This is a genomic window from Streptomyces sp. IBSBF 2435, from assembly GCF_036815005.1.
Taxonomy (GTDB): Bacteria; Actinomycetota; Actinomycetes; order Streptomycetales; family Streptomycetaceae; genus Actinacidiphila.
The window spans coordinates 1-11598 of record NZ_JAJSYW010000211.1; the positions used below are offsets into that span (position 1 = coordinate 1).

8 protein-coding genes are annotated in these 11598 nt (G+C 68.3%); 4 read left to right on the plus strand and 4 right to left on the minus strand.

Annotation, left to right across the window (positions count from 1 at the left end; all coding sequences use genetic code 11):
- Positions 1-79: 79 nt before the first annotated feature.
- On the minus strand, positions 80-1321 hold the full coding sequence (locus tag V7E46_RS29175) for a DUF4011 domain-containing protein (RefSeq protein WP_333771237.1): 1242 nt from the start codon (positions 1319-1321) through the stop codon (positions 80-82).
- 310 nt (positions 1322-1631) lie between these two features.
- On the opposite strand from V7E46_RS29175, the gene V7E46_RS29180 reads away from it, so the two are divergent.
- Positions 1632-2039 carry a hypothetical protein gene (locus V7E46_RS29180; protein WP_333771238.1) on the plus strand — a complete coding sequence of 136 codons (408 nt, stop codon included), beginning with the start codon at positions 1632-1634 and terminating at the stop codon, positions 2037-2039.
- Between the two features lie 13 nt (positions 2040-2052).
- Here the strand turns inward: V7E46_RS29180 and V7E46_RS29185 are convergent, their stop codons facing one another.
- The gene (locus V7E46_RS29185; RefSeq protein ID WP_333771239.1) at positions 2053-5328 is read right to left on the minus strand and encodes a type ISP restriction/modification enzyme; all 3276 of its coding nucleotides are present in this window, start codon (positions 5326-5328) and stop codon (positions 2053-2055) included.
- Between the two features lie 192 nt (positions 5329-5520).
- On the opposite strand from V7E46_RS29185, the gene V7E46_RS29190 reads away from it, so the two are divergent.
- A complete protein-coding gene (locus V7E46_RS29190; protein WP_333771240.1) occupies positions 5521-6003 on the plus strand; it encodes a hypothetical protein in 483 nt (160 codons plus the stop codon).
- 119 nt (positions 6004-6122) lie between these two features.
- Entirely contained in the window at positions 6123-7946 is a 1824-nt protein-coding gene (locus V7E46_RS29195) for a hypothetical protein (RefSeq protein ID WP_333771241.1), read from the plus strand.
- A gap of 70 nt (positions 7947-8016) precedes the next feature.
- Here V7E46_RS29195 and V7E46_RS29200 read toward each other — a convergent pair whose 3' ends face one another.
- Both V7E46_RS29200 and V7E46_RS29205 read right to left on the minus strand, forming a co-directional pair.
- A complete protein-coding gene (locus V7E46_RS29200; RefSeq protein ID WP_333771242.1) occupies positions 8017-8529 on the minus strand; it encodes a protein-tyrosine phosphatase family protein in 513 nt (170 codons plus the stop codon).
- Between the two features lie 1130 nt (positions 8530-9659).
- A complete protein-coding gene (locus tag V7E46_RS29205) occupies positions 9660-10370 on the minus strand; it encodes a DUF4232 domain-containing protein (protein WP_333771243.1) in 711 nt (236 codons plus the stop codon).
- A 471-nt stretch (positions 10371-10841) separates the two neighbouring features.
- Here V7E46_RS29205 and V7E46_RS29210 point away from each other — a divergent pair, with 471 nt between their 5' ends.
- Positions 10842-11486, plus strand: coding sequence for an LAETG motif-containing sortase-dependent surface protein (locus tag V7E46_RS29210; protein WP_333771244.1), 645 nt, complete (start codon positions 10842-10844; stop codon positions 11484-11486).
- The last annotated feature ends 112 nt before the right edge of the window (positions 11487-11598 follow it).

Sequence of the window (11598 nt, forward strand, 5' to 3'; positions counted from 1 at the left end):
CACCCCAACTGGGGCTACCTGACCCCGCACGAGACCCGACAGCGGCACACCATCGCCGCATAAGAACGAGTGTCCGAGATCACGGGGAAACTTCACCCGACAGGGTACGGCGCGAAGCCGCAAGCGCCCGGCCCAGTTCCTGCGCCACCTGCTTCCGTCCAGCGGTGTTGCTGTGCAACGCCAGAACGTAGTCTCCGAGGCCGACATCGCCCAAGCGATTGCGGACGACGTCGAGGGCTGCAGCTTTCTCGCTCACAAAGAGCACGGTGCGGCCCTGCTCAAGTAATCCGGCGATCATGTTCGTGATCGTCTGGCTCTTGCCCGTTCCCGGCGGGCCGTCCATGACGAAGCTGCGACCGTCGAGCGCCGCGGCGACACACTGGCGCTGTGATGAGTCGGCGTCCAGCACCATAGGTGCCCTCTCGGGCGGCTGCACCACGTCAATGCGCTCGATGTCAGCAGGTTCAAAGTCGAAGGTCGCGGGCGGAAGGCCGGAGTCCGCACCGAGCCCGAGCGCACGAACCAAGCTGCTTGCCATAACCCGGTCCGCGTTCTCCAACAGGTCCCGGTACATGACCTCTTTGCTGGAGTTGAAGGTGTCGAGCACGACGCGCGTCGTCACCTTCCACCCCCGGTGCCTGGCCACCGCTCTCCGGACGCTATCGATCAGTTCCGGGATGCCTCCGAGCTCCACCTGGTCAGGACGCGGCCAGTCAACGCTGAGTTCGCTCATCTTGATGCCGAGAGCCGGGTTGAGTACCGGCTCCTCGTCCGTGTTGAGCTTGAGGATGTACGAAGCGCCACGCCGCTCCAGAAGCACGGGGACCATGACCAAGGGTGAACTGAGGCCCTTCTCGGCCGAAGGCGCCGGCTTCCAGTCGAGGAAGCCCACGCCGAGGTTCAGCACCCACAGACCGTAGTCGTTGTATTTCTCCCGCGTCACCGTCGCGAGCCGCTTGAGGTGGCGGTCCTGCTCAGCCTGCGAGGTCTTGGAGGTGGTCAGGCTCACGGCCGGCCGACGACCGCCTACCCCCTGGCGAGAGGCGGGGGTGTCAATGGGTCGGCTGTCTGCCGGAAACGTGCCCGAGTTGCTCTTGGCCAGCGCCACTCCGGGACCGGGCACAGTCTCATCGCCATCGGCCTCAGCCTCCCGCACCTCGGCGAAGCCGCAGCCACGGCCCAGCCCTTCGAGGACGGAGAGCAGACCGGGCGCGGCGATGTCCATCCCGACGGACGTCGACCGGCGCTGGTAACTGAGCAGCCGGTTGCGGAAGCTGAGATCGATGAGCGAGTCGCGCCAGGAACCCAGCAGCTTCTCCAACCGCTTCCGATCTGCCGGTGCCATCGGGGGTCGGACAGCCATACGGTGGAGCTCCTCGTGCTGGGAGTACGACAATTGTGGAGATTCGGTGAACGGAGCATAGCGGCGCATGGCCGCATGCGTCCGCGATTGTCTGATGTCCAACCGGTTGTGCGCACTGGTGGGTTTGTGAGGTGCGCCTGACCCCAGCACGCAGCGCCGCCGCAGTGAGGCGGGCGCATCTCGCGCACCACTTTTCAGGACTTCCGACCGCCCGCCTGGCGGAGTGGAGACCCCGCTGCTGTCCGTGCGGCGTGCTAGGCATGGCTTCATGCACTCTGCCGCACCCCTGCCTCACCTGGATCTCACGGAAGCGCAGTGGAGACTCCTGGCACGGCTGGCTGAAGGATCGGTCCCGGACCCGAGCGATCGGTCGGCCTTCGTCGAGGCGTTGGCCTTGGACGGGCTGGATGCGGATCTGGCCCGGGACGACCTGCCGACGCTCCGTTGGATGAAGTTAGTCGACCTGGCCCACGGTTCGCTGACGCTCACGGATCTGGGTGCTGCCGTCCACTTCCGGGCGTTGTACGAGTCCTCGCAGGAGCGGCTGGCCGAGATTGCCCGCCTGGCCGACATGCGCGCGGCGGTGGCCCCGCGGCTCGCACGAGCGGTGCGGGGACTGGCGGACGGTTCCCGCTCGCTGGCAGAGGCGCTGGCAAGCGTGGACGAAGCCACGTGACGTGGGGATGGGCTCACGGCAGCTCTTGCCCCCCGAAGAGGACATCGGCCGCAGCACGGCGTGCCTTTCGTGCAGTCGCCGATACAGGAAGCACCCCGCTCGTGGTCAGCTCTCCTTCCGTGACGACGGGACCGTCCAGGATCTCCTCCAGCAACTCACCCTGGACAGGCGCGAGGTCGGTAAGACGCCGGAGCACGGAGAGCAGGTCGATGAGTTCCGTCGTCCACTCGTGCGGCCAGCGCTCTGCCTGGATCTCGTCCAGAGGACTCGTCCGCTTGCTGGTGGGGGACGACTTCCGATAGCCGAACCACTTGCCGACGATCTTCATGCCGCCGACGTCGTACGCCCACACGGCGTCGGGAACGGGAGCGAATGATCCGTCCCCGACTTGGAGCGTTCGTGTCGCTGCGTCGTACTCCAGTCGGTCAGGGATGCGGCTGCCGATCGGTGTCAGGTAACGCACCTGCCGCTCGTCTCCCGAGGAGAACTGCACCTGGCCAGTGCGCCGTCCGAGCGCGGGGTCGGCGCACCGCTCGCCGTACGTCGAGACCCACAGAATTTCCCGGCCGAGTCCGACTGCCCGAGCCCACAGCGCCCGGTCTCGGGTCAGCGGCACGCGTACGCCTGGCGTCAGTAGTTCTTCGGTGAACCTGTGCGTGAAGGCGTCGTGGCCAGCAACAGCGACGACGTATGCGGCGAGGTCGGCGGCGTTGACGCGTTCCTGGTCCGTTGCCCGCGCCATGTGGGCGAGCAGACCGGGCGGCACGTTCGGCGAACCGTCGGGGTGCAGGAGCGGAAGGATCCTGCCCCCGCGGCCATTGAAATGGTGGGTATCCGGGATGAGGTGTGTGGCCACGACCGCCGGGCCGGAGTCGATCTCGTGGGACGACTGCTGGTTGAGGAAAATCTGCCCTGCCTGGAGGGTCGCCCACAGGTCTGGCCGGGGGTAGTCGAGTACGCGGTTGTCGGCGATCAGCCACTGGCGGTCGAAGCTACGGAGCGCGGTGCGTATGAGGTTCGGGCGGACGTCGGTCTCCTGCGCCAGCGAGTAGAGGTGGGCGGGTTGGCCCGGTAACGGCTCCCTTCTCGTGTTCAGATCGCTATCTCGCGTCTCCTTGAACTGCTTGGCCTTGAGGGCCGGGTCGCCACTTCGAATCAACGTGGTCCACCGTCGGCGAAGTACGTCGTCCGACGGGTCGCTCACCCACGAGCGGTTGGACTTCGCACCGGGGCTGCCCCATGGGAACAGGTCGTCCAGCGCTGGGAAGTCCTCCCATCCGGACTGCGTAACAGGTGTGAAGGGACGCGGACTCCGGGAGTGCGCGTCGCGCCAGCCGTCGTCATCGATCTGCACCGCATGTAACTGGTCGAACTTGTCCGCCCGGCGGCCGGCGAGGGCTCGGTAGTGCACTCTCGCCCGGTGGTCCTTGCCTCGCTCGGCCCCCGCCTTGCGGACGAATATGGAGATCGCCAGCGGCTGCGCAACGCCGGGGAAAGGGCGCGTGGCCACGTCCGAGCGGTGCCCCTCCGGCGACAGGTTGATGATCCAGCCCTCGTCGCAAGTACGGCGCAGGTACTCGCGCATTCCCCGGCCGCCGGGACCAGTGGCCCACCCCGAGGGCGTGATGAAGCAGACCACGCCGTGGCGTTCGCCGTCGTCCGCGTCGAAGACCTTCCAGGTGGCCCAACGCCAGAAGTACACGTACATGTTCTTGAGCACGTGCTCGTAACGCCCGTTGCCTGGGTAGCGGAAGGCCTCGAGCAACGGCACTTCGCCGCGATCGGTGCGCTTCTCCACCCAGCCGCCGCGGTCTTCGGCCTTGTCGTCATAGGGCGGATTGGCGATCACGACGGTCACGGGGACGTTGGCCTTGACGTTGTTCGCTCGCCGCCTGGACTCGGACAGGGCGTCGTACGTGGATGCCAGGTATTCGTCCTCGACGAACGGGTTGTCCAGCGTATCGGTGACGAAGAGGTTGAGTCCTCCGTCAGGTAGCGGGGCCTCGTAGTGCTTGAGCAGCTCGGAGGCCCGTAACTCCGCGACGGCGAACGGCCCCATCTGCATTTCGAACCCGTACAGCCGCGGGGCGAGGCGCGAGATGGCGTCGGCGGACATTGCAGGTCCGGAGCCCTCGGCGGCCTGCTCGGCGACCCGTTCGATGATCGTATGGAGAAAGGTCCCGGTGCCCATGGCGGGATCGACGATCCGAACGCCGTCGCTGCGGAACCCTTCGGGTTGACCAAGCCGCGTGCGCAGCACGTCCTCGGTGAGACGCACCATCTCCTGAACGACCTCGTGCGGCGTGTAGTACGAGCCGCTCCGCTGGCGCAGCGCCGGATCGTAGATCGTGAGGAAGTGCTCGTAGAGGTGAAGGTAGGCGTCCCGGTTGCCTGTGCGGATGGCCGGCCAGTCCACCTGGGCAATGGTTCGGCGGAGCAGTTCCAACGTGACGGTGAACCGCTCGTTGACGTTGTCGGTGAGGAGTTGGAGGGCCTTCCCCATGAGGGCGTGGTCGGCGTCCAGGCGGCGACCGATGTCGTGGAGGCCAATTCCCTCTTCAAGCACGTCTTCGGACCGGGCGAGCAGCAGGGCGAAGGTGACTGCCTGGGCGTAGCCGTCGGCGAAGGTCACGTCGTCTGCGGACGGGAACAGCATCCGCCGCCAGTCGTTCTTGAGCCCCGTGAACGGCCGGGCGCGGACATCGTCGTCCCGCTTGGACGATCGGGCCTCGGCTGAGAGCTGTTCCAGGACGGCAGCGCGCAGCAACCGGCAGAGCGGGGCGACGTGCTGCACGAGCCGCGCCACGCGCTTGATGGGTGGAGGCTTCCACACCAGGAACTGCTTCAGCAGCGCATCCAGCGCGCCCGGGTCCACCGGCGCCAGGCTCTCGCCCGCCGAGCGGAGCGATCCTGTGAAGTAGACCGTCTCGCCGAGCTGACGCCCGTCGCGGAACAGTCGCCACTCGGTGCCGTTGGAGTACAGCAGGTTGGGCAGGTTCCGGAGCTTCTCCCACTGCTCGCGGTTGCTCTTTCCGAAGGTGTCAGGGTCGACCGACAACCCCGGCTTCTTGAGCTCGATGTAGCCCGCCAGCTCACCGCTCGAACGGATGGCGTAGTCGGGTCGGACGCCGAGGTCGGGGACGCGGAACTCATCGTGCCAGGAGACCTCGTGCTGCTCATGGTGCTCGCCGATGGCCTGGAGCAGCGCCTCAAGGGGTGCGCGTATGGCGGCTTCCGGACTGCCGCCGCCCGACAGTTTGACCTTGCAGGCACGTCCGAACTCCGACACGGCAGCGAGCAGCCAGCTGTCTAACCCCCCTGACATCTTCCCCCCAAGGATCGAGTCAGGGCGCTGATGCTATCTACGTACGGTCATCAGGGGAAGACACATGGTCAACATGCGGTCGAACCGTCGGGGCACTGCGGGGGCGCACTCGCCCTGATCGGCGTAGCCGCGCCGCACCGGCGCCATAATCGGCTCGTGACCCTCACACGCCAAGTCCTTGAGGAGCGCGGATTCCGAGGATTCGTACCCTTCTCCCTTCTGGCGACCCAGCTGCTCCCCCTCGACGGCGGGATCTACGTAGTGATCAGGGCCTCCGACGCCGCACCGACCTTCCTGGCCGCCAGCACGGCAGGCTGGCGCAAGGGGGTTAACCCGGCGGTGGGCATGGAGCAGCTGGCGGCGAAGTGGGTCGACGGAGCTGAAGTCCTCTACGTCGGCAAGGCGGACGCGGGTGCTGCTGCCGACCACGGCCTTCGCGGTCGGCTCAAGCAGTACGCCCGACACGGCCTCGGCGGAACCAGTCACCACGGCGGGCGGTACATCTGGCAGTTGCAAGATCCCGCAGCCTTGCTAGTGGCGTGGAAGCCGACACCAGACCCTCGTGGCGAGGAGAACGCTCTGCTGGCCGAGTTCGAGACTCTGCACCACGCTCTGCCTTTCGCCAACCTCAGGCACTGACAGCTCCATGGCCCAGCCGCCCGCCGCGAAACCTGTGACTCGGCCCCGAGGGAATCTGGAAGTGAGTCCCGTAGGTGAATCCACGCTCGCCGCGGGGCGGCCTCCCGTACCCTGCGGCAGTGAATGCTGACGGCGTCGGGCTGTTCCACGCCGCTGGGGGAGGACATCGCATGCAGGATTCTTCGGACTCGATGGAGGCCGCCGAACCCGAGGAGAACGGCCAGGGTGACACCGCCGACGCACGTGCCGCGGACAGTCCGGCGTCGCCCTCTGGCAGCGACTCGGCCGCGCCATCGACAGTCCTGGTAGAGGTACGACCGGGAGTTGCCGTCGCCTTCGGGGATGTCCCCGCCGAGCTCATTGCGGAACTCGAGCTCGATCCGCTGGACATGGGGCTGATATCGGTCGACGACCGCACGCGACTCTCGGTAGCAGCCCTGGCCTCGATCGGCAACGCGGCCACAGTAGGCGGCAACCTCGCCAACGCGTTCGCCGGTGTGGAAGGGATCTACAGGCTCGCCGACACGACGAGGGCGTTTTTGACCGCTGGCGGAGCGCTCGCGGCCAAGGACGGCGCGAATCTCGGAGCGGTGATCGCCAACGGCCGGATAGTCCATCAAGCCCGCTTGATCCCTATGACAGGGGTAAGCGCGGCCGAGTTCGCGGCCGCGACCGGGCCCGCGCTGGCCATGGTCGCGCTTCAGGCGATGCTGAGCGAAGTCACCGGCCTCGTCAGGACCAACATCGCGCTGACGAGCGAAGTCCTCACGACCTTGCGCAACGAGCAGTGGGCCGAACTGACGTCGCTCGTCGACACCGTCGATCGCGCGGTCAGTCGCGCGCGTGAGCTCGAATCGGTCACGACGACCGAGTGGGAGAAGGTCGCAGCCAAAGAGGACGCTCTGCGTAAGCAGCGCGAGACATACCGACTGAACGTCGGCGAACATGTTCGGCAGCTCGGTCGGCTGGACACGCCCAACCGACGTGAATACCTCGAGACGAACGCCAGGGCAATCGTCTTCGACGCCCACGCCCTCCTGTCTTCGCTCAAGGCATGGACCGGCTACCAGACGCTCCACGCTGCCCGCGCCAGGGCCGCCGGCCGCGAAGAGGTCGACGAGGCACGGCTCGTCGAGATCATCGAGCGCGAGACCAGCGAGGAGCTCGACTCCGCCCTGGCACAGACGACGAGCCTCGTCGACTCGCTGACGCGCGAGCTACGCATCATCGCCGAGCTCCCCGGACGCGCAACAGTGCCGCTGATAGGGAAGCGGAAGGATGCGAAGAAGGCCCGCCTCACCAGTACCCACCTTCTGGAGGCGGTCCAGCCGCTTGCCGACGCCCTCCACCCGCCGGCCCCTCCGCTCGAGATTCCCGAGGTCGTCTGCGCGCCCACGTCGCTGGATCTCGAACGGTACCTTCGCATTCTGCGCTGGCGCATCGAGGACGGTGAAACCCTCCGCGCCCTCGGCCTCGACGCCCCCGCACGGATCGGTGCGATCCTTGATGGAGCAAAGGAAAAGGTGGCGCCGGCGATGGACAAGGCGGCGGCGAGGAATTTGGTCGCCGTTACGGATCGCCGCATCATCACGGCCAAGGCAAACGCCTTCCTCGGGCAGGGCGAGATCGGTCAGGACATCCCGATCGACCGTGTGCGATACGTCCGGGCACCGGCCGCACGAGACGGAAACGGCCACTCGGTGATCGACCTCATCACGTCCGAAGACAACCTCCGGTGGCTCTTCGATTCCGACATCGACAGCACTCACGTGGCCGCGCTCGCCGCCGTACTGGCCGAGTCGATGAACATCCCGGACGACGAGCGGGCTCAGCTCCAACGACCGCAACTCGCCTTGCGGGAGGTGGGCACGAAAGGCGAGAGCGTCGGTACGGAGTCCGGGGAACAGTCTGGGTCTGAGGCCACGGCCAGCGATGCCGAGTAGGGCTCGAACCAAGCGAAGCTGGGCTGCAACCGACCACGCGCACCGCCCCAGTCATCTGGCAGCACCCTTTTCAAAGGAGCGGTTCCAGCCCGGTCAGGAGGCAGGCGACGTCGAGGCCCGCCGTGAGGTACTGCTCGAACACCTCGTTGTTCAACGCCCAGGGCGACCGCTTCCGCCGGATCAGGTCCACGGCGGCGTTCGGGCTGCTGCCCAGTTCGATCAGCGCCTGGCCGACGACCAGTCCTGAGCGGTTGTAGCCGGAGTGGCAGCGTACGAGGACGGAACGCCCGGCTCGAGCCGCAGCAGCGACGCGGACGGCCAATTGCTGGACCGTAGCGATCTGGTCCGGCGCCAGAGGGCCGTCGGGCAGCTCGACGAGCACATGCTCGACGGGGGCGGGCGGGCCGTGACCGGCGCGGGTGAGGAGGCTCACCACGAGGTCGAACTCACCGCCCACGACGGCGGGCTGCAACTCGCCTGCTCTGTCGGTCCAGTAGTGGCCGCCTATCCACAGGCCGGGGCGGATCTCGCTCCACGGCTCGTCGGGCCCAGGGACGTCTCGATCCTTCTGGCGCGTCTTCATCGGCGCTCCCCTCCGACGAGACGAACGACTCTCCGCTGCATGGACGTTCCCCGCCGCTGCGACTGGTTGGCGTCACCTCATCCGCCGCACGCCGAGACACGGGTAAGGAGCACGTCAGACCCGGAATTCCTGGGAGCCATATGGGAGCCGATCCGCTCCCCGAGCCCCCGCGAGACCACCCCAGGCCCACCCAGCCCAACCCCCTGACCAGCAACAACGCCAAACGCCCAGCCAGCGGCCTTGGTTCGACGGCATTCGGGACGAAGAGGCGGTGGGTTCAAATCCCGTTATACCGAAGAAAGAGCAGCTGGCCAGGGGGCTGGTCCTTCGGAGGAGCGGGGCACTGAGCCGTTTCGCAGCGGCCTCTTGGGGGTCAACCTCGAAATCCGGTCTCCGGACGGGAGCAGCGCGGCTGGACGGAAGGGCTGGGGCGGACTGAGTGAGGGGGCTACCGGCGCCTCGGCGGATTCGTTGCCAGGCGGAGGGAACACTCGCCACGGGGGCCGCGATGAGTGCCGGGGCTCTCGTCGTCGGCGAGGTATCGCTGCCCATCGTCGTGGCCCGGCTCCAGCAGGACCGGCCAGGGAGCCGCGCCGAGATGGATCTCCGGCGCAGCCTCGCGGGCGTGCCGGCGGAACCCGCGCCCAAGATGCAGTCCCGGCTGTCACTACGCCGGAACGTGGCAGTCGGCGCCGACACCGACTACCTGGACCTGCCCGGCATCGGCCCCCGACCCGTACGGCCATCGGGTTCGGGTACCGCGCGGCACGCTGGGCCGGAACAGCCGGGCCCGCTCCGGAGCAGTACACCTTGGTATCGCGCTGGGCCTCGTCCCCGACGTCGCCTGGCTCGAACCCTTCGGAAACCGCTCCGGCCAGAACGGCCCGGCTCTGCTCCACACCAACGAAGCCGACCTATGGACGGCGCCGATGCCCGGCAGCACGTCTGCCCGGGACCGGGCCGAGCCCTCGCGGGCGACGACCCCGAACACACGAGACCTGCGCGGCTCCCGCTCTCTCAACCGGCTGCCGTACAGGTTTGTACGGAATACGCGGCCGTCCGCCGTCAGTACCTGGGAAGCGGAAGGCCTGTGGATGACCCGGCAAGCGGGGCGGTGCGGTCCGGGAGGGTCAGGAGGCGGTGACGGGGCCGACGTATGTGCCGGGGTGGGTGGCGCCGTCCTGGCGCAGGACGTTGCCGCCGGGCCAGTTGAGGGTGGCGGACGTGGTCTCGTTGGGCGGGGTGATGACGAGGCTCTTCGCCTTGAACTCCACACCGCTGCCCGCCTCCCAGGGGAGGTAGGTGATGACGAAGCTCGCGTTCGCGCCCGGCTTGAGGGTGACGGTGGAGGCGGACGTGGAGGAGCGGACGAGGGACCAGGTGTCCGCGGCCCTGAGGTCCACGCCCGGGAAGCCCTTGACCGTGCAGGTCGTCCCGCTGCTGTTCGTCATCACGACCTCAAGGTGCTGCTGGTCGTCGGAACTGCTGTAGCCCTGGTCCCCGTTGCCGAAGGAGAATGTCAACCCGGCCGTGTGGCAGCGGCCGGTGACGGCAGCGGCGGGCTTGCCGTTGCCGCCGGAGGACGACGCCTTCGTGGCGCCCGAGTCGGGCTGCGCGCCGGCCGTGTCCGTCGTGTCCGTCGTGTCCGGTGCGTCCCGTGCGCCCGCGGTGGAGGCGGCCCCGGGAGCGTTCGCGGCCGTCGAAGTGGAGGCCGACGTGGACGCCGACGGCTTCGCCGGTGCGTCCGCCGACGTGGACGACCCCGAGTCGCAGGCGGAGAGCCCGAGAGCCGCGACGAGGGCAGTGGCGGCGACAGCGGCGGTGCGCAGGGCACGAGACACGGTTTCTCCCGGTGATCGGACGTGGTGGCGAGGTGATGATCAGTATCGGAGGCAGAGCGCAACAGCCCTGTCACTGCGGGATCCTGGCTGAACGACAGTTCTGGAGCGCGTTGTTACACACCGAACCGGGTTTCGCGGAACCGTTGTCCCGTCCGTCGTGAGCAGGGCCGAGGACGCCCGTTCAGGGCCTCCTTACCGGCACGGGCCTGACGGAGGCACCGTCCCTCACCCGAGTGCCTCCAGCCCGGTCAGGACGCAGGCCGCGTTGAGACCTGCCGTAAGGCCGTGCCCGGTGGGGACGTCTTCTCCGCCTGGGGCCAAGTGCGCCGGACCGTCACCGGGGTGACATGATGCGAACCGCTCCGACCTGGGCTTCGGGCCTCCGGCGGAGAACGCGGGTGGGAGCCCGCGGCGAGCGGGGGGTGCCGAACCGGGCAGGCCCTGTCGACATTCCCTGGGGAGGGACCCGTGATGACCAAGCGCGCCGTCACCGCTGCCGCCGTGGCCGGAGCCGCTGCCGTACTGCTGGCCTCCGGCAGCGCCTACGCCTGCACCATCGGTGACTTCACCGCGACGGCGTCCTGCGACACCGGCACCGGTACGGCGAAGGCCGCCATCACCGTCACCGACACGGATTCCTCCGGCACCCCCGCGGACATCACCGTGCGGATCCGGATGGCGAGCGGCTTCGACGGCGAGGTCGTCGGCACCGGGCACATCGGCCACTTCACGACCGGAGAAGCGGTCACGACGATCCTCGTGCCGTGGCTCCAGGGCTACCAGTGGAACGTCTCGGTCACTGCGGGCGACCTCGCCGACGTACGGCTGACGGACCTGCCGATCTCCCCGGACACCGCCTGCGTGCCCGACACCGCCCAGCCGTCCGGCACCCCGACGCCCGCCGGCCCGACCTCCCCGGGCGCCGTCGCGCCGGTGTCCTCCACCTCCGCGGCCCCTGCCGCCTCCGGGGCGTCGAACGTTCCGGGTACCGAACTCGCCGAGAGCGGGGGCGGGAGCAGCAGCGGGCTCCTCGCCGGGTCGGCCGCCGCGGTGATCGCCGCCGGCGCGGGCGTACTGTTCGCGCTGCGCCGCCGTACGCCGGCCGGGCGGCACTGACCGCGGGCCGGTGCGGGGCCGGGCGCGTGGTCGTACGCGGCCGCCTCGGGCGGCTCCGGGGTCACTCGAAGCCGCCCCCGTCGCTGAAACCGCCCCCTCCGCCGTCACCCCC

Excerpts from the sequence above, each read along its gene's own strand:
- V7E46_RS29180 (WP_333771238.1), top strand. The coding sequence starts at position 1,632 with ATGCACTCTGCCGCACCCCTGCCTCACCTGGATCTCACGGAAGCGCAG.
- V7E46_RS29200 (WP_333771242.1), bottom strand. The coding sequence starts at position 8,529 with ATGAAGACGCGCCAGAAGGATCGAGACGTCCCTGGGCCCGACGAGCCG.
- V7E46_RS29210 (WP_333771244.1), top strand. The coding sequence starts at position 10,842 with ATGACCAAGCGCGCCGTCACCGCTGCCGCCGTGGCCGGAGCCGCTGCC.